The sequence below is a fragment of the Roseibium sp. RKSG952 genome, from assembly GCF_009711355.1.
The window spans coordinates 157,320-176,088 of record NZ_SMMF01000957.1 but is presented as its reverse complement, the minus strand read 5'-3'; the positions used below and the strand labels follow the sequence as shown (position 1 = coordinate 176,088).

Annotated in this window: 18 protein-coding genes; 9 read left to right on the top strand and 9 right to left on the bottom strand. The window is 54.4% G+C overall.

Annotated features, from left to right (window positions below; all coding sequences use genetic code 11):
* Positions 1–110 precede the first annotated feature (110 nt).
* From E1297_RS39080 to E1297_RS39060, 5 genes are read left to right on the top strand one after another with little or no spacing between them, the layout of a single operon-like run.
* Positions 111–1,184, top strand: a complete 1,074-nt coding sequence (locus E1297_RS39080; protein ID WP_196223507.1) for an aromatic ring-hydroxylating dioxygenase subunit alpha — start codon at positions 111–113, stop codon at positions 1,182–1,184.
* Positions 1,181–1,909 carry a class II aldolase/adducin family protein gene (locus E1297_RS39075; protein ID WP_155147846.1) on the top strand — a complete coding sequence of 243 codons (729 nt, stop codon included), beginning with the start codon at positions 1,181–1,183 and terminating at the stop codon, positions 1,907–1,909. Before E1297_RS39080 ends, E1297_RS39075 begins: the two co-directional genes overlap by 4 nt.
* A complete protein-coding gene (locus E1297_RS39070; RefSeq protein WP_196223506.1) occupies positions 1,906–2,553 on the top strand; it encodes an enoyl-CoA hydratase/isomerase family protein in 648 nt (215 codons plus the stop codon). Before E1297_RS39075 ends, E1297_RS39070 begins: the two co-directional genes overlap by 4 nt.
* Complete coding sequence (locus tag E1297_RS39065) at positions 2,550–3,710, top strand: CoA transferase (protein ID WP_155147842.1); 1,161 nt, start codon at positions 2,550–2,552, stop codon at positions 3,708–3,710. Before E1297_RS39070 ends, E1297_RS39065 begins: the two co-directional genes overlap by 4 nt.
* A gap of 22 nt (positions 3,711–3,732) precedes the next feature.
* On the top strand, positions 3,733–4,563 hold the full coding sequence (locus E1297_RS39060; protein ID WP_155147840.1) for an alpha/beta fold hydrolase: 831 nt from the start codon (positions 3,733–3,735) through the stop codon (positions 4,561–4,563).
* Positions 4,564–5,073: 510 nt separating this feature from the next.
* On the opposite strand, the gene E1297_RS39055 is transcribed toward E1297_RS39060, so the two are convergent.
* From E1297_RS39055 to E1297_RS39045, 3 genes are all read right to left on the bottom strand, one after another.
* Positions 5,074–5,688, bottom strand: coding sequence for a DUF2147 domain-containing protein (locus E1297_RS39055; protein WP_155147838.1), 615 nt, complete (start codon positions 5,686–5,688; stop codon positions 5,074–5,076).
* 122 nt (positions 5,689–5,810) lie between these two features.
* Positions 5,811–7,031: a cell wall metabolism sensor histidine kinase WalK gene (locus E1297_RS39050; protein ID WP_155147836.1), complete on the bottom strand. Its 1,221-nt coding sequence runs from the start codon at positions 7,029–7,031 to the stop codon at positions 5,811–5,813.
* The gene (locus E1297_RS39045) at positions 7,028–7,726 is read right to left on the bottom strand and encodes a response regulator (RefSeq protein WP_155147834.1); all 699 of its coding nucleotides are present in this window, start codon (positions 7,724–7,726) and stop codon (positions 7,028–7,030) included. The genes E1297_RS39050 and E1297_RS39045 overlap by 4 nt, the downstream gene beginning before the upstream one ends.
* A gap of 229 nt (positions 7,727–7,955) precedes the next feature.
* Here E1297_RS39045 and E1297_RS39040 point away from each other — a divergent pair, with 229 nt between their 5' ends.
* Together E1297_RS39040 and E1297_RS39035 are read left to right on the top strand one after the other, a co-directional pair.
* Entirely contained in the window at positions 7,956–9,005 is a 1,050-nt protein-coding gene (locus E1297_RS39040) for a S9 family peptidase (protein ID WP_155147832.1), read from the top strand.
* Between the two features lie 64 nt (positions 9,006–9,069).
* On the top strand, positions 9,070–9,954 hold the full coding sequence (locus E1297_RS39035) for a sterol desaturase family protein (protein WP_155147830.1): 885 nt from the start codon (positions 9,070–9,072) through the stop codon (positions 9,952–9,954).
* A gap of 428 nt (positions 9,955–10,382) precedes the next feature.
* On the opposite strand, the gene E1297_RS39030 is transcribed toward E1297_RS39035, so the two are convergent.
* From E1297_RS39030 to E1297_RS39015, 4 genes are all read right to left on the bottom strand, one after another.
* On the bottom strand, positions 10,383–11,030 hold the full coding sequence (locus E1297_RS39030; RefSeq protein WP_155147827.1) for a hemolysin III family protein: 648 nt from the start codon (positions 11,028–11,030) through the stop codon (positions 10,383–10,385).
* A gap of 329 nt (positions 11,031–11,359) precedes the next feature.
* A complete protein-coding gene (locus tag E1297_RS39025; RefSeq protein ID WP_196223505.1) occupies positions 11,360–11,881 on the bottom strand; it encodes a GNAT family N-acetyltransferase in 522 nt (173 codons plus the stop codon).
* Positions 11,882–11,889: 8 nt separating this feature from the next.
* Entirely contained in the window at positions 11,890–12,147 is a 258-nt protein-coding gene (locus E1297_RS39020; protein WP_155147823.1) for a YjhX family toxin, read from the bottom strand.
* A 423-nt stretch (positions 12,148–12,570) separates the two neighbouring features.
* Entirely contained in the window at positions 12,571–13,737 is a 1,167-nt protein-coding gene (locus E1297_RS39015) for a hypothetical protein (RefSeq protein WP_155147821.1), read from the bottom strand.
* Positions 13,738–14,630: 893 nt separating this feature from the next.
* Between E1297_RS39015 and E1297_RS39010 the strand changes: the two genes are divergently transcribed.
* Entirely contained in the window at positions 14,631–14,933 is a 303-nt protein-coding gene (locus tag E1297_RS39010) for a hypothetical protein (RefSeq protein ID WP_155147819.1), read from the top strand.
* Positions 14,934–14,954: 21 nt separating this feature from the next.
* Positions 14,955–15,620: a hypothetical protein gene (locus E1297_RS39005; protein WP_155147818.1), complete on the top strand. Its 666-nt coding sequence runs from the start codon at positions 14,955–14,957 to the stop codon at positions 15,618–15,620.
* A 425-nt stretch (positions 15,621–16,045) separates the two neighbouring features.
* On the opposite strand, the gene E1297_RS39000 is transcribed toward E1297_RS39005, so the two are convergent.
* A complete protein-coding gene (locus tag E1297_RS39000) occupies positions 16,046–17,149 on the bottom strand; it encodes a dimethylsulfoniopropionate demethylase (protein ID WP_155147816.1) in 1,104 nt (367 codons plus the stop codon).
* Between the two features lies 1 nt (position 17,150).
* Positions 17,151–18,764, bottom strand: a complete 1,614-nt coding sequence (locus E1297_RS38995; protein WP_155147814.1) for an AMP-binding protein — start codon at positions 18,762–18,764, stop codon at positions 17,151–17,153.
* Positions 18,765–18,769: the final 5 nt, after the last annotated feature.

Genomic DNA, 18,769 nt, shown 5'->3' with positions numbered 1-18,769 from the left:
ATTCACATCGACTGCAACAAGGCAGGCTACGGCTCGACAGGGAACAAGCAACGCGGCGGAGACGGGAAATATCCGCCAGAAGCGGGGGGCAATTGTCACAGGATATGCCATTGGCTGCGCGGTATTACGTCGAGCAGGAATATTTCGAGCGGGATAAGGAGCGGATCTTTTTCCGCAGCTGGCAATGCGTCTGCCATGTTTCCGAGATCGCGGAACCGGGTGATTTCAAGACTTTCACCATTGTTGATGAGGATGTCTTTGTCATTCGTGCGCCGGACGGTGGGATCAAGGCCTACTACAACATCTGCCGCCACCGCGGGCATCCGATTGTCGAAGGCAGAGGCAAGGGCAAGCGGGTGCTGGTCTGCCCCTATCACGCTTGGACCTATGAGATTAACGGCAGGCTGCGTCGCGCGCCGGGATCGGTTGAGAGCGACGGGCTGAGCTGTGACCAGATCAACCTACGCAAGATCAGGGTCGAGGAGTTTTGTGGCTTTGTCTTTGTCAACCTTGACGAAGCTGCTGCGCCAATGGGGGAAGAGCTGGAAGAGTATCGCCAGAATATGCTCAGCTTTCACCCCGACCCAACCAAGCTGAAGTTCGTCTGCGAAACCGAGATCGTGCATGACAGCAACTGGAAGCTTTCGGTCGAGAACTACAACGAGTGCTACCATTGCCCAACAGTGCATGCCTCCTCTCTGGCCCACGGCGTGCTTGAGATGGAAGGCTATACCACCATCCCCAAGGGCAAGACGATCTGGCATGATGGCAAGGCGCAAACCAGAAACGAAAAGCAATACGACTACGACCTCACGACCAGCCCGCGGGCAGGTGACTATGGTGCCTATTGGATTTTCCCCAATGTCTCGATGTGCTGCTATCCGGGTGGCTATTTCACCATCCGCCAGTTCCTGCCCATTGCCTGGAACAAGACGGTCTATCGCTACCGCTGGTTCTCCAGCGGCGATATTGCGGACGAGGACGTGATCGCGCTGATGCACAAGCACAAGGCAACCACCGGAGCCGAAGATGAGGTTGTTGTCTCGAAGATCCAGAAAGGTATGCAAAGCCGTGCTTTTGAGCCGGGGCCATATATCATCGGCGATGGTTGCGGCGCGATGAGCGAGGTCGGTTTGCGCCATTTTCACAACCTCTACCGGGATGCTTTGGGAGAGAGCGAATGAGCACTGCAATCCGCCAGGAATTGGCCGCTCTTTACCGGCTGGCACATCACTATGGCTGGACCGACCTGACCTCCACCCATATCTCAGCGCGCCTGCCGCAGGATCCGGAGCATTACCTTCTGAACTCGCATGACTTGATGTTTGATGAGATCACCGCCTCGAACCTGACCCGCATGTCTTTTTATGGCGAGGCGGTGGATGAACAGCCCGGCAGCAGCAGGGTTATCAATCTGGCCGGGCATATCATCCATTCCGGCATTCTGAATGCTCGCCCTGATGTGAACTATGTGATCCACAGCCACACCCGCGCAGGTGTCGCGGTCTCGGCGATGCCCGAGGGATTGCTGCCGCTGTCTCAGCACGCCGGATTTGTGCTCGGCACCTTGTCTAGTCACCCCTACCAAGACTCCACCGCGGTCGAAGACGAGGGCGCGCTGTTGGCCCGCGACTTGGGTAGCAATTTTGCCATGCTGCTGCAGAATCACGGACTGCTAGCAGTAGGGCGCACCGCAGCTGAGGCCTTCACCTATCATTACTACCTTGAGATGGCTTGCAAGATTCAGGTGGATATTCTGGGGGCTACGGACAAGCCTACCGCCATCACCGAAGACGCTATGACCGCCCTGCACGATTGGGGCGCGCCGGAAAACGGACCCCACGGCGGGGTACAATGGCCCTCGCTCATCCGGATGCTGGAGCGCACGGTGCCGGAGTACTGTTCATGACCGAAGACAGCCTGATCCTCACCCGCCGCGAGGACGCGTGCCTGACGGTGACCATCAATCGGCCAGGAAAGGCTAATTCGCTGACCACAGACATGCTGACCGCGCTGCGGGATATCTTCCGCGGGGCTGCCAGTGATGAAGATCTGCGGGCCGTCATACTAACTGGAGCCGGCGAACGGGTGTTTTGTGCCGGCGCGGATCTGAAGACGCTTTACGACGAACAGGACGGCCCCGATCATTGGGACGAAATGGCCGCAGCGCTGCGCGCTGTCCCGGTGCTGACCGTGGCGGCCATCAACGGGCCCTGCATCGGCGGCGGGCTGACTCTGGCGCTTGGCTGCGACATTCGCGTCTGCGTACACGAAGCGCGTTTTTCCTACCCAGTCCTCAAAAACAACGTGCTGCCCGGTCAATATGACGTTGATAAATTGCAGGCGCTGACCGGCCCTGGTCGCAGCGCCGCAATTTTGCTTGGCGGTGACGTTGTGAGCGCTGAAGTCGCCGCCGCCTGGGGGCTGGTGGATCGGTTGGCGCCGCGTGAGGCTCTGGGAGACACGTGCCGCAGCCTCTGCGCCACAGCGCTGGCCGCCGAGGGCGCACATCTTAAAACACTCAAGTCCATGCTGAGAGGAGCTGCATCGTGAAAGGCATCCGTGTTGTTGATATGACCTCGGTGTTGTCCGGCCCGTTCTGCACCTGGCTGCTCGCCAGCCTCGGCGCTGATGTGATCAAGGTAGAGAACCCGAACGGTGACCTGGCCCGCAGTACGCCACCGTTTGAGGACGGCATCAGCCTTTATTTTGCCTCGCTGAACCGTAACAAACGGTCGATGAAACTGGATCTGAAGACCGCTGGAGGCAAGGAAGCCCTGCACAAGCTACTGGCCAATTCGGACGTCTTTGTCGAGAACATGCGTCCCGGAGTGCGCGACCGGTTGGGCTGCAGTGACGCTGATCTCCAGCGGATCAATCCGCGGCTGATATCCGCCTCGATCAGTGGCTTCGGTCAGACCGGCAGCCTGTCGCACCGCCCTGCCTATGACATCGTGGTGCAGGCGATGAGCGGCATGATGAGTATCAACGGCGAACTGGACGGCGACCCGACCCGTGTTGGCTTCTCTGTTGGCGACGTCGCCGCCGCGCTGTTCACCACCATCGGCATTATGCAGCGCCTCTATGAGCGCGATGCCAAGGGAGCGCAGAAAACCAGCCATTTGGATGTCTCCATGCTGGCTTGCCAGTGGGTGTGCCTGGAAAATGCCTTTGCCCGTTATCTCAATGCCGGTATTGTCCCGGGGCCAATCGGTTCGCGCCACCCGTCGATGACACCGTTTGAACCTTATCCGACCGCCGACCGCGACATCGTCATCGGATTGGGTAGCGAAAAGGATTGGCCGCGCTTCTGCGAGGCAATCGGCTATCCTGAACTGTTGGAGGATGAGCGGTTTCAGGGCGACGAAGCGCGGCTTGCCAACCGCGATGCTTTGGACGGCGTTCTGGGCGCGCACCTAAAACAGCATCCTTCGGCCTATTGGACAAAGGTCCTGATTGACAACTCGATCCCCTGTTCGGTGGTTGAAAATATCCAGACTATCGCCGACAGTCCAATTGCCAAGGAATATGTTGCCTTTTCCACTGTGAATGCGAATGGGCGCAACATGCGATTCGCGCGCAACCCAATTGCAGAAAAGGATTTGCAGGAAAGTCCGGCGCCGCAGCTGGGAGAGCACACCCGCGAGATTTTGGCAGAACTGGGCTTTGCCCCGGCTGCCATCGACACACTGACCGCAGAAAATTCCTAACGGCAAACTCAGGACACAGTACATGCCCGAATTTCAATCCTTTGACGGCATTTCAATCTACTACGAAGAGACCGGGGTCGGCGCCCCCATTGTCTTTGTCCACGAATTCGGCGGCGACTACCGCAGCTGGCACCTGCAGGTAGAGGAACTGAGACGATCCTTCCGCTGCATCACCTTTAGCGCGCGCGGTTTTCTGCCCTCGGCCGTTCCGGAGAAACGCAGCCAATACGGGCAATCCCAGTCCACATGCGACCTGCTGGCCCTGATGGATCACCTCGGACTGGAAAAGGCCAACATCGTCGGGACGTCCATGGGCAGCTTTACCAGCCTCGACTTCGCGTTGAACCATCCTGACCGCGTCGCCAGCGTTACCCTTGTCGGCAACAGCTCCGGCCCCCGCGATGAGAAGGAGCGGATCCGCTATAGGCGGGAATGGGTCAGCCATGAAGCTAATCTGCGCGAAGAGCTCGGCGGTGATGGCGCAGTTTCGGTACTCGAAGACGATCCTGCCTATCAGAGCTTTCAGAGAAACGATTCCGAGAATTGGGCCATCTATGCGTCGAACCTGCGCAACCAATCTCCCGAAGGCGCTGTTCATGTGCTATCGACTGTGCATTGGAACCGGCGGTCCTTGTTTGAGGATGAGACGCGGTTGAAAACTCTCGAAAAGCCAGTGCTTCTGGCGACCGGGGACGAGGACTACTACCTGGTTGGCGAGACAAATGCCTTCCTGCAAGACACTTTGCTCAACGCCGTATGGCACCGGTTTCCAGGGACTGGCCATTTGGTCAACATCGAGCGGGCCGCGGAATTCAACCGCCTGCTCGCCGAATTTGCCAAAGAGCCGGAATAATGGGCTACATGTAGCCGTCTCTCTCCTCGCGAACCTGTACTTGGCATCGGAGTACGATAGTACAAGCTAACATGAATGCCTGGTCGTCAGCTTCCTTGGATGACGTCGGGAGATATCGAAGTTGCGGAGAAGGTCCGCAAGCCGCCCGTCGTATTCAAAACCACTTTGACGGGAACGCGACACTAGAAATTAAAAGAGAGGTCTATTGGTGCGCGGCCTAGTCGGATTGATTTCATCAGAGCATTGGCAAATGCCATAGCGAAGTCTCTGAATTCGCTTTTGTTCTTGGTATCTGATCGCTCCGACAGTCCCTTTTCAAGCGTCAATTTCAAGTGGAGTACCTCAATCCAGGCTATCTGCACATGATGGTTGTCACGCAGCTCCAAGACGGTCGATGAAGACATGTTGGGTATACCTAATTGCGTCCAAAAGAGTGAGCCGCAAGTATTACAAACTGCTGTGTTTTCTTACTGGAAGAATGGCGCGGCATTCAGAATCGTGTTCCTTTGCTCAACTGCACTGCTGTTGAGGCGACTCCGTGCGTGTCCAGGTGGAGTTTTTTCCCAGATGCTTCTTGCCGATGCTTGCGCGGGTGGCAAAAGAGATAGTTTCAAAGATAGGCAACTCACCAGTAACTGCGGATACGCCCAGGTTAACGGCCTCATCTACGCTGGCGCCGTGAAATGCTCGCGCTTCGATAACGTCGGCGGATTTCATCAGTACGATGAGATTCAGAACTTCTCCCTCGTCAGGATCATACAGGCGACCAGTGTATATTTGTGTTTCTTCCGTGGGGATCAGATCGAAGACAACAACGCTGTTGCAGATCTTTTGCCCCCAGCTGAGGAGGTCTGGGTTCAGCACGTCGCGCGCGTCTGGATCGCCTTCGAAGACAACAAGTTTGCCGCAGAGCTTTTCTGACTCGGCATCGCAGGGTTCCAGAAAAACAGTGTTAGGTGTCTCCCCTAAGCTCCAGTAACCTTCTAATGGACTTGGGTTTCTTGACACCATTCCCGTGTCCTGGTCCGCTTGGGCGCAGGCACCAAGGGCAATTGAAGCGACAAGTGCCATGTCTCGAACGGGATTGTTCTGCCTTGGTCTGTACCATCTTGCGCCGATCTTCATGGCTCATTCCCTCCAACGCGCCGAGTTTCCTGCAAAATAGCGGCGGAGCGTTAGGAGGTTGCCCAGACCTGGTGGAGGTTGTGTGGAGATGTGTGCTTATGCGATTTGGCAAATCGATCGTTTCATCTAAACCCAAAAAAGCGATGCGGGTTTGCAATCGTCTTCTCACAGCCTTCCGCTGAAGACTGCAATGGAAGTTTCAATATAAACACCGCTCCTCGTTCACCGTTTGACTGTGCTTCAGTGTCACCTCCATGCGCCCTGGAAATCGCCCGAACCACCGACAATCCTAACCCTGTTCCTCCTTCGGAGCGGTTGCGAGACGTTTCGCCACGCCACCAGCGCTCGAAAACCTTGTCGCGATCAGAGGGCGCGATCCCGGGGCCACAGTCAGCGACCGAGAGATAGGCGAATTGGCCGTCAGCAAACGTCCCTATCTTTAGATATTCACCACAAGCTGCATATCGACTCGCATTTTCGATCAGAGCTGCCAGCGCTCGACGAATAAGGACTGGATCAGCAAGCAGATCCACCGGTTTCAGCGAAAACTCCATCCGCATTCCAAGCCGGTCCAGATCGGGGCGCATCGTTGTTATCACCCGCTCGACCTCTTCAACAAGGTCCACCTCAATACTTTGCGGAACGAAACGACCTGCACTCAGTCGCGAGAGCAGGCCGAGTTCGTCGACAATCCGAGAGAGAGAGTCTACCTGCGCGATCAGCCCGTCAGTCATTTTCTTCGACAGCGAGAAAGCCCCATCACCAAGGCCCTGGAGACGGCCACGCAAAATGGTAAGAGGCGTTCGCAACTCATGTGCGATTGCAGCAGAAGACTCCGTGGCTTCACGCTCGGCCTTTTCCAGGCCTTGTGTCATAACTCGAAAAGCGGCCAGTAGCTCCTGCGTTTCGGAGGCTCCGCCTTCGATTTCGGGAATATCCAGCCTGAGGTTGCCTTGCGCGATTTCATGCGCGGCGCGCGTTACGCTTTCAATTGGTGCGCTCAACCTGCGCGCAACCAACATTCCAGTCACGACAGACACAAGCGCAGCAATTGTAACCAGCGCAACCAGAGCGGCCAACTCCGCCTGCGCATACCCGCCTTCGCCCCAATAGATCGAAAACGCACTAACGAGAGATGTCAGGGCGTCAGGCGAGATGGTTTCGTCCCTGATCAGGGCCTGCAGTGTGGCCTGGTTTGCAACATTGAGACTGGTAAGCCAAATATCTTGCGCGACCAAATAGAAGGTGACCATGCCAACGATGAAAACTCCAAGCGCAGTCAGAGCGATAAAAATCATCGAGAGCGACAGTTGGGTGCGGAGCTTCCACTGACGGCTGCTCATGTCAACGGTTCCAGCCGGTAGCCAACGCCACGGACCGTTTCCAGAAAACCCAAAACGCCCGCCTCTTCGAGTTTGCGGCGCGCATTTGAGATGTGGCTGTCAATTGTGCGTTCCAACACATCGCCTTCGGGCACACAGGCATCGATCAGCTCTGCGCGGGAAAATGCGCGCTGAGGCGTGCGACACATATGAGCAATAATCGCATATTCCGTCTGTGTGAGCGGGACAGGTGCGCGTGTGTCATCGTCAATTGCGAAGACAGAGTAAGCGCTCTTGTCGATGACTAGTGCGCCGACTGTCACCGGTCGTTCCTCTGGCCAGGCGCCCGGGCCCGAACGGCGCAGCACGACCTTGACCCGCTCCACCACCTCCAGAGCATTGAAGGGCTTGACCACATAGTCATCCGCGCCCAGCCGGAGCGCCGATATCTTCTCAATGTCTTCGGCCATTGCGGTGACCATGATAACCGGCGTGTCCGAGCTCTGCCGGATCACGCGCAGTACCTCGATACCGTCCCTTTTTGGCATCTTGACATCCAACAGGGCGAGCGCTGGCTTGAGCTGGCGAAAATGAGACAATGCGAGATCGCCATCTGCCGCAGTTACGGTGCGGAATCCGGCGCGCTCCAGATAGGCTTTGATTATCTCTGCAATCTCGCGCTCGTCCTCGGCGATGAGGATCAGATCATTGCTCATGGTCAATTTCCCTTCTGGTTGCCGCCACCCTACCCCGCGCGCGTGCAGTCCTTAACCACGCATTGTGGAGATTTGGTGAAGACAGGGCGCAGCGCTCCACCAAATCTGGACCGTTTCTCCGCCGCCGTCGGATGATCAGTGGCCATCTCCTTGGCTGACAACTTGATTGGCGAAGTCGGTGAAGGCAGCGCAGCAACCCGCACCGAGAGACCAAATTAGGAGACCGGACATGTCTTTTTCGAGTCACGTTGCCTGTGGTGTGTTTATCGCGTTTTTGGGCTGCTTGCTTTTGCTGCAGGGTGCGTGGTCTGACGCGGCAGGCACAGAGCGGCTGAATTTCAGGCATTCAGATGATACGCTTGCCGGAAGGCTCCTTCTGCCTGAGACACCCGGGCCCCATCCGGCAGTCATATTAGTGCATGGCGACGGAGCCCTCCGCTGGGACGCCTACGGTTACTATAAACCTTTCATCCAAGCCCTCAACGATGCCGGCTTTGCAGTTTACTCCTGGGACAAGCCCGGTGTTGGAGACTCCAGGGGCAACTGGTTGAATCAGTCCATGCAGGACCGCGCCGATGAGGTCGCGACGGCTGCTGCCAAATTACGCAGTGATGCACGGGTTCAGCCGGAAGGGATCGGGCTCATGGGGTTCAGTCAGGCGGGTTGGGTCATGCCGAAAGCTATCGCCCAGCATTCTGGTTTCACTTTTATGGTTTCCGTTTCCGGTGCGATCAACTGGATTGATCAATCAAAATACACGACCCGTAACAGACTTCGACTGGAAGGCGCCACCAATGCGGAAATCCAGAAAGCCCTCGTTTTCGACCATATGATCGTGGCGATGATGTACGAAGACGCGGATTATCGGACCTATAAGCATTTCATGAAGGATGCCCCGGCTTGCTGCCGCGATACTATGTCAAAGGACAGATGGCACTTTGTCAAATCTAACTTCCAGAGCGACGCGCGGGCAGATCTGCGTAAGGTAGATGTGCCCGTTCTTGCGCTGTTCGGGGATAAGGACCTGAATGTGGACTACGCTGAAAGCGCCTCGGTCTATCGCGATATTCTTACGCGAACACCTGGAGCTGATCGCATTGTTGTATTGCCCGGAGCGGATCACTCACTGCTTCCAACGGAATCTGAACGGCTGGTAACCACGGGTCCGTCTTTGACAAAACGATTGATTGCGATCGACCTGTTCGGCGCGGATGCTTTTGCCGATGACGCGCCCGGTCTCGTTGCCCGGTGGGTCTCATCGGCTCAGCAACAGTTTTGAGTAACGGCCACTAATCTGAGCAGCCCCTTACGGCTGGAAATCAACTGAGTGTTGGGAGTACATTATGGATCAACTTGAATCAGAATTTGCCGTTTACGAAGCAGTTTTCCAGGCCACTGGGATACTCGGGCTCGCGTTTCTCTTCGCCGTCGTGTCCGAGACCGTTTGGGATGTCGCGCGAGGACGCCGTAAATCCTATGGCGAAACTCTGGCAAACGGGGCTATTGCCATCGTAAGCGCGCTTCTCGAAAGAACGGCCTATGGTCTGGTTTTTGTTGTCGGCTTGCTGATTGCGACTCCTCTGGCGGTGTTCGATGTACCTCAGGGCTGGTGGACAATTCCGGTCGCGGTGCTTGTGGCGGATTTTACTTACTACTGGATGCATCGCTGCGAACATGAAGTGCGCTTGTTCTGGGCAAACCACAGCGTTCATCATTCATCACCCGAGTTCAACTTCTCAACTGCTCTGCGTATCTCATGGATGGATGCACTCATAGAATGGGTTTTCTTCATCCCTATGATCCTGCTCGGCTTCAGCGTCGCCGAAACAGTTGTTGGCCTGGTCGTCGTTGTCGCCTACCAGAGCTGGATCCACACCGAAAAGGTCGGCAAGCTGGGATGGCTTGAGGGGATTTTGAATACACCTTCGGTTCACCGCGTTCATCATGGATCGAACGCAAGATACATCGACAAGAACTACGGCGGCATTCTCATCATCTGGGATCGTATGTTTGGCACCTATCAGCCCGAGGTCGAACCTGTCGCTTATGGCATCACAACTCCAGTCAATTCCCACAATCCTCTTGTGATCAACTTCAGGGAATACACAAACATCTGGCGGGATATGCGTTATGCCGAGAGTTGGACCGATGGCGTAAGATATCTTTTTCGTCCACCCGGATGGCGCGCAGAGGCCCGGCAAGACGGAAAGAAACCAGCACAAAGATGAAACGCGCCACTGTTCTTTCTGGCATCGGTCTTTAGGCTGGCCGCGCAGTTTTCTTCGCATGCCGCGCCCTCAAGACCCAAGAGAGCTGCACTACGGAATCGAACAGGTTGAATTTGCCTGGGATGGCAGCACGACCCTTGATGGAGAGTTTACCAAACTGCCAGTGGAAGGACCGTTTCCAGCAGTCATTTTACTATCTGGTTCAGGCCCGAGCGATCGCGATGAAACGATCGCTGGCCATCCAATTCGCCGATACGGGTCGCCGTGTTGCGGCGTCTCGACGGAATGGCGATGGCGGCTATGGGCTTAATGAGGCCGTTCTCTGCTGTGAGACATAATAGGTCCTATGAGTCCTAAGCAGACCTATTTTCCCCTGTAGTATCCAGCATACCGGTTGCGAAACAGTTACTCTCTGCCTCTGCAAAAAATTACCATTGAGTGGATAAGGCTATCCATATGCCCGCAAACATCAGGGCTCCGCCAATGTTTACCCATGTGTGCCAAACAGCATACCGGTAAGGCAAAGTTTTTTGGGCGTAAAACACCGTTCCAATGACGTAGGCGACGGACCCAGCCAAGATGCACCACAGCGTCGTGATAGGTACATTCGTGAGGTCAGGAAGGGCACTCAACCCAATTGCACCCAGTCCAAGGTAGGATGCGGTAGACCATCGAGACTTGACCGTTTCGTTTGTGATTTTGTTCCAGACGGCTACGGCTGTCAGCCCCCAACAAATCCACAGCAGCTTCATCGTCCACGTCGTGTCTGCTAAGACGAAAAAAGGAGTGAAGGTACCCGAAATGCTGGAGTAGATCGCGGCGTGATCAATGCGTCGCAATAGTCTGCGCCTGTGGTGCCATGTGGAAAAGTGATAGGCGACGGATGCCAGATTGGACGACAGCGCACAAAGCACGTAAACCACGACCGCAAGAACCAGTTTAGGTTCGAGGCCGAGGATGGACTTATAAATAAGTAATCCGCCTGCCGTCAGGATTGCCACCAACCCGATCGCATGGACGACAATGTCGGCATGGCGGTGTGCTTTGACAGGGCTTGGATATGTCGTTTCCGTCATTTTGGTTCCGGGCAAAGGTTTGTCTGGCGCTACATCGAGACACGCGGGGTGTCCATGCTTCCGGAACGTCAGATCTCGGTGCTACGACAGATGACTGCTCCGTCCGCGAATTCGTCTTTGTTCTTCAATATGCCCAACGACTGGTTTTGTGTTGTTCGCGATATGCCGCACGAGCCAGGCTCAAGACATCGGTCAATGTTGGTTCTGGGCTAGTTCCGGACATTCGAATTCAAGATAGCTAGCAAATGTCGGCTGCGCGGATGAACCAGACATTCAACTTGCGAAATTGAACATCTGGTTATTGCTTGAGTTGAGGATGAAATATGGTTTCACCCGTGCTGCGACGTGTCCCACCAATGTGAGTGCATGAACGGTGTGATAGCTATCGTTTTACCGCTCAGCTTTTCGACCGAACCTGCAGTTAACTCCAGTGTCATCCATGCCTCCGGTGTTGTCAGGAGATCTGGATACGGCGTCTGCTTGTCGGTCGGGGTAAACCCAAAACGGGGGTAGAATGATGGCACTCCCAACACGAATACAGCGTCTGTTCCTATGGATTTGAGGTGATTTATGCTGGCTTCCATGATCTCCTTGCCAACACCAAGGCCTTGGTACTTCGGCGACACCCCGCAAGGTGCCAGCAAGTAGCAACTTGTGTCAGGGTGGTCTTTGAAAACAAACGGTGTGAACAACACGTTGCCCGCGATCTTCCCATCACGCTCTGCACTGATCGAGATTGTCTTTGGTTGGTCGAGAAAATCTCTCGCGAGCTGAGCTATTTCTGCTCCTTCAGCCTCGCCAAACGCCTGTCGGTGGACTTCCACGATGGCTTCAATTTTTGCGTGGTGCATTTTCATTCCTATCTTTGGTTCATTTGTGCGCGAACGGATTGGTTGCCCAAATGGGTAATCCGGTAGGGACCGCCATTTTTTGATTTGATGAAGCGCTTGTCCTTGAGACGTTTGAATACGTCCATTGTGCAGGCCGAGAAGACAAAGCCGTCGCGGGTATAACACTGAACGGATTTTACTTTTCCGTTGTCGGCGCGCGTGTATTTAATCTCGCCACCTAAGGCGAGTTCATGCAAAACACGTTGCTCGTGCTTTGAGATGTTCATTGGGATGTCTCGATTTTATGAAGGTACAGAAACAGGTCACTCAGCGTAGCGCGTGAGTGAGCCTATCAATGTTGGTGTTCCTGCATTTGCTTCGCCAGGAACGGGCGTTAGGCCCGGGACTCTTTCATAAAATCTCCATAACGAGAGGCGATCTGCCTCAAGTGTGTGACGCACCTAGTCTTCGTTCCAAGTATCGTCAATACGAGTGTGTCCAAAAAATTTCCAAGCATGTGAATAAACCGCCATTCGACTGAACTGCAGTATTCGGTAATATCAGGCTCGTTCCGCCAACTCGCCGCATTGGATACGAGTGACCAGCCCAGGACGCACCCGTATTTCGCTACGTCGTGCACGAACTGAGGCTGGGCGGACAATGTTGTCGTCGACATAAAACTCCCCAATGTCGGCTGACAACATCGAGCCTCAGATACAGAGCATTGGCGGTAGCCATGTTTCTCTTAGCGGGGATTGGTCCGGTTTTACAAAAGTCACGCGGAAGCTCGTTACATTTTGCTGATATGCTAATAGAGCAGCGCCATGTTCCGAATTACACAATGGTTTTCGCAGCCAGCTTGCCGCTTTGCGAGCCGCCATGTTGCCTGTCCAAGTCCGAAACTCGTTCGGTCTTCGAACTTCAATCGTCAGCGTGATCATCTGATCTGAGATGGTGCCACCGAGAAAGCTGAAATCTCGCGACGGTCGTGTTTCTGAAGCCGCAGACAAGATGCCTGGCCCAGATTCCCTCAGTGCTTGTTCTCGGCCACTATCGTTTTTGATCCAATCCTGAATCTGGAGATACGTTTGCAGGTTGGCCGAAGCCCGCCGCTTGGTCGGATTGCGCCGCCACCGCGATGTCATCTCGGACTCATTTTGTGACAAGGCAAAAACGTAATCGGATGACAGTTCGTAGGCATAGCTTTCAACGACACCTTCTGCGGCATCCACAACCATGACACATAGAATGAACTTGTCATCGGGATGCACAATCGTGGTTGCCCAAATGCGTGCTTCGGCAGTACAGCGTTCTCGCGGCAAAGAAACTGGTTGATGATTAGGTGCGCCCCAGAGCAGCCCAATGACCGCTTTGGGAGATGCATCTTGGTCATAGATGCCATCAAACCCATCAGGTTTCTCGGCGACAACACGGCAGACCACATAATTTGAATAGGCAAGCGCGAGGTCTTTGTCGTTCGTCAGTGCCTCGCCACGATGCGGTTCTAGACACGAATTTCCAATGATGGGCGAAACATCGGGGTTTTGGGGCCAGTTAGGGCGCATAGTTTCGAGCCAGAGACTCTGAGGGTTTTCAGTTGCAAATTTGAAATCTTCAAGCATTCGTAACTGGTATGAAAACTCCTGCTTTCCTTTGTGACCCGTCTGAAAACGTACATATGCGTTCAGGTGTGGGTCAATTTTTCCAGCGACTGGTTGGGGTCCGACCTCGATAACGGTTTTTGCGGTAGTTGCGGTGCTCGAATTTTTAGTGCCCATCCATTTCGCGCGAATTGGATCGTAGAGCAGAACCAACGCGAGAATAAGCCCAACAACACAAATCAGGGCTGAGATCGAAGCCAAATATCTTGCGAACATTATGTATCACCGAAATGTACTTATTTTCATGCCTAAGTAATGTTGGCTTGCAACGCAATCACCCTTTGGATGTGTTGGTAATCCTACCCAGTTTTGTCGTAACCGCAGTCTGATCATTAAGGTGATCCGGCAACCATTGTCGGAGTAAGTAAATAATGAGCCCGAATTGTTGAGACTCACCTGTAGTTGAGTTTAACACCTAGAAATTTCTGTGTTTTTGGTGTTTCGGCGATTCAGGCACTACAAGTCGATGTCAGCACGCGTTGGAACGTTCACTGATCTAAAGAACTGGCAACAGCTCGATACCCGAGGCACTAGTGTGATGGAGGCTTCTTACCGCATCAACCTAACTTCAGGCGCAGCGGTGGGCGGTGCAATTTATCCTCCCACGTAAACACCGCTTTTAGGTCGGTAGAAAATCTTCTGATCATGAAGCCTGCCTAAGAGCGATTGAATACGGCGTAATGACTCTTCCCGTTCCAATCTTTCACCCTCAAGCTCACCGGTTGTTTCATGAGATAGTGAAGCCATTGCGCGTCGCAGAGAGGTTTCGATAAGATCAATGTCCTCGACCGACAGTTCGAACATGTCATTATAAAGGGGCATTCTAAGACCTCGTGCTTAGGCGTGGATCTTCAGATTGCCTCAGCCAGCCTCTTTTTTCCAGTTGTCTCCAATGGTGACCCCATCCGTGTCTCATTGTGAAACTGTCGTGCCAACTTTCCAGTAGACTGGCGTTATCCTAATTTGAAACCAACGTCAGCTCGAGGCTTATAGCTGGCCTTGTAGGCAGAGCAACTCCTGTTCGTGGGGTCATCAGGATCGCCATCAATTGCGGCTCAAAACTGCCATTTACCCCAAGCAACGATTGATGCGGTGCTTCATACCGGTCAATGCCGGAAAATGCAGCCTCTAGAGCTGGTTGGCCCATCAAAACGGCCACAAAGCTGCAGTTCGCCGCATTTGCGGGATTGAGTGAAACTAACGACAATCATGCGCAGAAAGCGGACTTTCCGATCGACCTTGTGAAATTTGGGGCGGAGCGGCGCCAGATTAACGAGCCGAATGCCCCTGAAGAACTAAATACGACAAAATCACCGGCCAAGTCACAGCGTGGCTGGTTGATGAAAAGCCCCAAAAAACTGAGCTCTTCTCACAATAACCAAAGCTGTCTCGTTCCTAAGTTGGAGTTGTAACCACAAGATAAGGAGATGAAAATGGAACGCTTCAGCACAATCAAAAAACTCAGTGTCGTACCCGCACTGGTGATTGCACTGACGGCAGGATCGGCCATGGCAGGACCGGGTCAACACTTGGGCGGCACTGCTAATCAAAGCACCCAAATTGGCCGAACTGAGACGCCCCGGGACATGGCATATGAAGCAGCGAATACTTCGACAACCGTCACCCGGAAAATTGCTAACCTCTCTCCATTGGAAGCGACGCAAGATATGGGAAACGCCCAGGAATTTCCGACTGTCACTGGCAAAGTGGTCAATCGTATCACAATCCTCTCCCCGCTAGACGCATCGCAGAATGTGGGCAACGGTCATCTTGACACAGGCGGGTCACAGAAAGCGGACAGTGATTTCTACCTTGATGGTGAAGCACATTTCCTGTCAGCCAGCACGGATACTGAAAACGGCTCAACTGAGACGAACGCGCGTGTCGGTGCTACTGATGGAGCCATCACACAGGACGCAGAGCAGAAAATTCAAGACATGTCCGCTAGTCAGTACATTGATGCGTTTGGGAAAGCCATAACCGGAGCCCTTAAGTTCAATGCATGGAAAGATAACCCCAACAAACCGCCAATCGGCCGCCCTATCGGAAATACAAAAGCAGCGCATACTGCTCAATTTGAGACAAATCAGAGCTTATAAGCCTTTCGTTCTTGGTCGCAGCATTAGTGCGCGTGAAGATTACAGGGAAACGGAACTAGTTTTGAATCAAAGGTGGTCGGGTCAAGTGATTGACCCAGCCACCTAAAAGCCATTCTGGATATGTAGTCGGCTCTTTACCGCGCTTCGAGCGGATCAATTTTCAACAGCTGGAATATCTGATTGGTTTGATTAAGCGCGACATCCGGACGGTCTCAGATCTTGAATTGAAGATGATCTGTGACCGCCTCAATGCGACACAAAGAAAGTGCCTGAGATGCAAGACGCTCTCAGAGGTGTTTCCGGAAAAAATGCTAGAGGAAAGCGATGAGGCCCCTACCCTGACTATCGACAGGTGTTGCAGCTTAAGTATCGCTCACAGCTTTCGCTTGGCTCAGGGTTCCGCACTTTCACGCAACCAACCTAGACTATATCCAGAACGAACCTCGTACATCTGCTCGCCGGAAACCCGTTGGAGTTTTTACTTCAAGCTCCGTACCGGAGTCCCAGTAACCGGCATCCACCATTCCAATTGCAACGTTTGTATCGAAATCTGGAGACCAAGCAGCTGAAGTAACCTGACCAACTCGCTTTCCACCGTCGAACAGAGGCCAAGCCGAGCGAGCTGGGGGCACGGGATCACCTAGTATGGAAATTGCGCGGATCTGTCGGGTCGAGCCAGTTTCAACTTCGCTGGCAAGTGCTTGCTTGCCAATGTGGTCACTGTTCTCGCCCGGTTTGCAGAATTTGCCTAATCCGCACTCCAGCGGCGAGTTTTCCATGGTCATATCGTTGCCATAGCTCAACAATCCGCCTTCGATCCGTTCGATCAAATTTGGACATCCCGGACGAACATTCAGATCATCTCCGGCTTCGAAAAGGGCGCTCCATAGCGGCATACCGTAGGCACCATTTTCGACATAGATCTCATAGCCGCCCTGCTTCGAGTAGCCAGACCGCGCCACCACAAATGACGTGTCCTGAAACGCTAATCGTTTATACCTGAAAAAGCGGATGTCGCGCACCTCTTCGCCAAATACCCGGGCCATCAGGTCATCAGATTTTGGTCCTTGCACTGCCAAAGGTGAAACGTCAGGCTCAAACACGCGTACATCCATGCCCGCACCAACAGCCAACCCCTTGACCCACAACAACAGATCGCTGTCGGCGATCGAGATCCACCAGCGATCCTCGCTGTGTTTGATCGCCACCGGGTCGTTCAGCATGCCACCGTTTTCATCAACAATTGGTACGTAGTAGCACTGGTCTTCCTGCATGTTCTCAAGATTTCGGGGTGTCAATTGCCGCATAAGGCGACCAGCATCCGGGCCGTTTAGTTCGATTTGCCGTTCGCAGGATACATCCCAGACCTGAACATGCGTTTTGAGATGCCGGTAGTCGGCCTCGACACTCTCGAAAACCGTCGGCAGCAGCATCCGGTTGTAAACGGTGTAGGCGGTAACGCCCTTGTCTTCGACGCCCTCGGAAAAAGGTGTCTGGCGCAGGCGACGGGATTGGGACAGCAGGCGCATTTCAAAGGTCCATTGCTTTGGCGCGATCCCGAAGCTGGAACTTCTGAATCTTACCGGTGGAGGTTTTGGGAAGAGTTTCGAAGACGACGACTTTGGGGGCCTTGAACCCGGCCAGATGCTCGCGGCAGAAGGCTATGATCTCGTCAGATGTTGTTTCGGCACCTTCGCGCAATTCGACAAAGGCGCAGGGGACTTCGCCCCATTTATCGTGTGGCATCGCAACCACGGCAGCGGCCTGTACGGCCTCATGGCGGTAGAGTACTGCTTCGACCTCGACCGAAGAAATGTTTTCTCCGCCGGAAATGATAACGTCTTTCAGGCGGTCACGTATCTGGATGTAGCCGTTTTCATGTAAGACAGCGCCGTCGCCGGACCAGAACCAACCGTCCTCAAAAGCTTTCGACGTGGCCTCGGCGTCCTTGTAATACCCCGCCATCACCGTGTTGCCCCGAATGGCGATTTCGCCCTGTGTAACACCATCGCGTGTTACGGGTGTGTCACTGTTACGGTCGATCACTGTGACCTCTTCGACCATCGGAAAGGCGATGCCTTGCTGCGCTTGCAATTCGGCTTGCTCCGCTGGACTGAGTTGGTCCCAGTCATCCTGCCAAAGACACTGTGAGATATGGCCGTAGGTCTCTGTCAGGCCGTAGACCTGCATGACGTCGAGCCCCATCGAGCGGGTTTTTTCCAGTACCGAAGGCGGTGGTGGTGCACCCGCCGTCAAAACGCGGATCGCAGGATCGAAGGGGGCCGCGTCGCTCTCGGCTTCGGCCAGCATTTGCAACACGATGGGCGCCGCGCCGAAATGAGTTACGCCATGGGCGCGGATCGCGCCTAGTATACGGTCTGCGGCTGGATTACGGGTAAAGACGACCGTTGCGCCAAGCATGGCCATCAACCACGGGTGCCCCCAGCCGTTGCAGTGGAACATCGGCACCACTGACAAATAAACCGGGTAAGGCGGCATCTGCCAAGCCGTCCCTGTGCCGAGCGCCATCAGATAGGCCCCGCGATGGTGATAAACAACGCCTTTCGGGCGACCGGACGTACCGGACGTGTAGTTCAACGCAATGGCATCCCATTCATCATCGGGCAGTTCTATTGGTAGCGGTGTGGCTTCGGTCAACGCATCGTAGGTTTGACCACCAAGGCTCTCACCCTTAACCGCAGGATCGACGATCTCGACCACTGGCAAAGGTCGACCGAGAAGATCGAAAGCTTTGGACAGAAGCGGTACAAGCTCCTGATCCACGATCACCAATTTCGTGTCCGCGTGATCCAGAATGTAGGCGATAGTTTCCGGTTCCAGCCGTGTGTTCAGCGTGTTTAGAACTCCGCCCGTCAGCGGTAGGGCAAAGTGCAACTCAAAGAGTTCCGGGACATTCGGGCTCAGCACCGAAACAGTGTCGCCTTTCTGCACGCCAAGTTCGGCCAGCCCACCGGCCACAGCGCGGATGCGGGTTGCAGTTTCGGCCCATGTTCTTTGAACGTCGCCATAGATCACCGCCGTACGCGCGCCGTGCAGATTTTCGGCGCGGCGCAGGAAGGAAATCGGCGACAAGGGCACATGGTTGGCTCGCGTCTTCTGAAGAGCTTCGAAATGGTGACGCATCCCGG

Excerpts from the sequence above, each read along its gene's own strand:
- E1297_RS39045 (WP_155147834.1), bottom strand. The coding sequence starts at position 7,726 with ATGAGCAATGATCTGATCCTCATCGCCGAGGACGAGCGCGAGATTGCA.
- E1297_RS39055 (WP_155147838.1), bottom strand. The coding sequence starts at position 5,688 with ATGAAGATCGGCGCAAGATGGTACAGACCAAGGCAGAACAATCCCGTT.
- E1297_RS39020 (WP_155147823.1), bottom strand. The coding sequence starts at position 12,147 with ATGAACATCTCAAAGCACGAGCAACGTGTTTTGCATGAACTCGCCTTA.
- E1297_RS39000 (WP_155147816.1), bottom strand. The coding sequence starts at position 17,149 with ATGCGCCTGCTGTCCCAATCCCGTCGCCTGCGCCAGACACCTTTTTCC.
- E1297_RS39070 (WP_196223506.1), top strand. The coding sequence starts at position 1,906 with ATGACCGAAGACAGCCTGATCCTCACCCGCCGCGAGGACGCGTGCCTG.
- E1297_RS39075 (WP_155147846.1), top strand. The coding sequence starts at position 1,181 with ATGAGCACTGCAATCCGCCAGGAATTGGCCGCTCTTTACCGGCTGGCA.
- E1297_RS39005 (WP_155147818.1), top strand. The coding sequence starts at position 14,955 with ATGGAACGCTTCAGCACAATCAAAAAACTCAGTGTCGTACCCGCACTG.
- E1297_RS39030 (WP_155147827.1), bottom strand. The coding sequence starts at position 11,030 with ATGACGGAAACGACATATCCAAGCCCTGTCAAAGCACACCGCCATGCC.
- E1297_RS39060 (WP_155147840.1), top strand. The coding sequence starts at position 3,733 with ATGCCCGAATTTCAATCCTTTGACGGCATTTCAATCTACTACGAAGAG.
- E1297_RS39040 (WP_155147832.1), top strand. The coding sequence starts at position 7,956 with ATGTCTTTTTCGAGTCACGTTGCCTGTGGTGTGTTTATCGCGTTTTTG.
- E1297_RS38995 (WP_155147814.1), bottom strand. The coding sequence starts at position 18,764 with ATGCGTCACCATTTCGAAGCTCTTCAGAAGACGCGAGCCAACCATGTG.
- E1297_RS39025 (WP_196223505.1), bottom strand. The coding sequence starts at position 11,881 with ATGCACCACGCAAAAATTGAAGCCATCGTGGAAGTCCACCGACAGGCG.
- E1297_RS39035 (WP_155147830.1), top strand. The coding sequence starts at position 9,070 with ATGGATCAACTTGAATCAGAATTTGCCGTTTACGAAGCAGTTTTCCAG.
- E1297_RS39010 (WP_155147819.1), top strand. The coding sequence starts at position 14,631 with ATGCCGGAAAATGCAGCCTCTAGAGCTGGTTGGCCCATCAAAACGGCC.
- E1297_RS39015 (WP_155147821.1), bottom strand. The coding sequence starts at position 13,737 with ATGTTCGCAAGATATTTGGCTTCGATCTCAGCCCTGATTTGTGTTGTT.
- E1297_RS39050 (WP_155147836.1), bottom strand. The coding sequence starts at position 7,031 with ATGAGCAGCCGTCAGTGGAAGCTCCGCACCCAACTGTCGCTCTCGATG.